The following is a 1,423-nucleotide window of genomic DNA, read 5'->3' on the forward strand; positions in this document are numbered from 1 at the left end:
GTCATGGGCGCCGATGAAACCGGCTTGCCGGCGCTGGCTCGGCTGCTGGAGACGCTACCGGCCGGGACAAAAGGCGTCGCCTTCGTCGAGATCGCCAATGATGGTGAAAGACAAGCGATCAACAATGGCACGGGCATCGAGGTTCATTGGCTGACACGGGATGGCGTGGCGGCGGGCGAGGACAGACTGCTGGCCGAGGCTGTCCGCTCGGTGGCGTGGCCGCAGGACGGTTCGGCCTTCGGCTGGTTCGCGGCGGAAGCCGCTGCCGCCAAGATCGTGCGCGAATGTTGGCGCGACACGCTGGGGCTTGGTCGCGATCAAACGCTGGCGGCGGCCTATTGGCGGCGTGGCTCTGCCGGATTGATGGCGGGGTGAACTCTGATGATCGGCCCGCGGTCTTTGCCGATGCCGATATCAATCTGATCACCGGAGACAAAGTTCGAAATATCGCACACCACCAGCGGCATGCGGATGTCATAAAGAAATTCGGCAACGATGGCACCGACCGCCAGGATCGGGTCCGGCCGCTCCAGAAGAATACCGGCCGGCGCCGTGCCCCTGCGGATCGCCTCGGCCAGGACCGAGGATGAAGACGACGAGCCGCGCCCGCTCGGCATGACCAAAATCCTGCCGGCGACATTTCGGCCGAGGCCGGGGTGCGAATGGTCTGTTATCTCGCCGGTCTCGGCATCGATACCGCCCCAGAAGCTGAGCGGTTGCGAAAACACCAGCGCCTGACCCTCAGCGTCACCGGCCAGCTGGAAAGTGCCGGTTCGTTCCACCGGTCGCGTCATGACGCGCTCCGCACAACATGCCCGGCCGCAGCAGAGCGGATGCAATCCCGCATCTCGGCGAAGGCGACGGACACACCGATATTGCCGGGTGCGTAGTGCGCCCATTTGCCGGAATTGGTCATCACCACGCCATCGAGGCGTTCCAGGATCGATGTGACATAGGTGCAGGTATCGGCGACCGGGATCAGGCCGAACGCCTCCATACCGGCCAGCGCGCCCTCCTCCTGCAATCGCGTCAGCGTCGCGCGGCCGGTGTTGACATAGATCGGAATGCGCCTACCCGGTGCTGCCTCGCGCAGCAACGGCAACAGTCGCATCCATTCCTCATGCGAAAAATGCGGCGTGCCGAGCGACACGGCCGCCAGCGGCGCGCCATCCGGCACGCTCGATAGCCTGGCCAGCGCATGGTCGATATCGGCACGGGTAATGCGGATCGTCTCGTCAGGCGCATGACCCTGGAACGCCTCATCGAGCGTCATCGCTTCCGGCGTGATGCCGACCGCATGGAACAGCGCCACAGCACCGGTCGTTGCCGCCGCCGCCCCCAGCGCCTTCAGCTGATCCTCGTCGCGCGGTTGCGGCAGGCCGGCAATCACCGGAATGCGGTCGCCGCTCGCCTGCCCGATGAC

At 65.4% G+C, this 1,423-nt stretch carries 3 protein-coding genes; 1 reads left to right on the plus strand and 2 read right to left on the minus strand.

Annotated features, from left to right (window positions below):
- Window positions 1–375, plus strand: a 375-nt coding sequence (locus EN925_RS35725) for a siderophore-interacting protein (RefSeq protein ID WP_164894657.1), incomplete at its 5' end; no start/stop codon positions are given.
- Here the strand turns inward: EN925_RS35725 and EN925_RS35730 are convergent.
- Complete coding sequence (locus EN925_RS35730) at window positions 336–794, minus strand: DUF126 domain-containing protein (protein WP_128337363.1); 459 nt, start codon at window positions 792–794, stop codon at window positions 336–338. The two genes, EN925_RS35725 and EN925_RS35730, sit on opposite strands and share 40 nt — an antisense overlap.
- A partial coding sequence (locus EN925_RS35735) for an aconitase X (protein WP_128337364.1) occupies window positions 791–1,423 on the minus strand: 633 nt, incomplete at its 5' end. The genes EN925_RS35735 and EN925_RS35730, both read right to left, overlap by 4 nt.

The organism is Mesorhizobium sp. M7A.F.Ca.US.006.04.2.1, assembly GCF_004022915.1.
Taxonomy (GTDB): Bacteria; Pseudomonadota; Alphaproteobacteria; order Rhizobiales; family Rhizobiaceae; genus Mesorhizobium; species Mesorhizobium ciceri.

Bases quoted from the DNA above. Each gene is read 5' to 3' on its own strand.
- EN925_RS35730 (WP_128337363.1), bottom strand. From the start codon at position 794: ATGACGCGACCGGTGGAACGAACCGGCACTTTCCAGCTGGCCGGTGAC.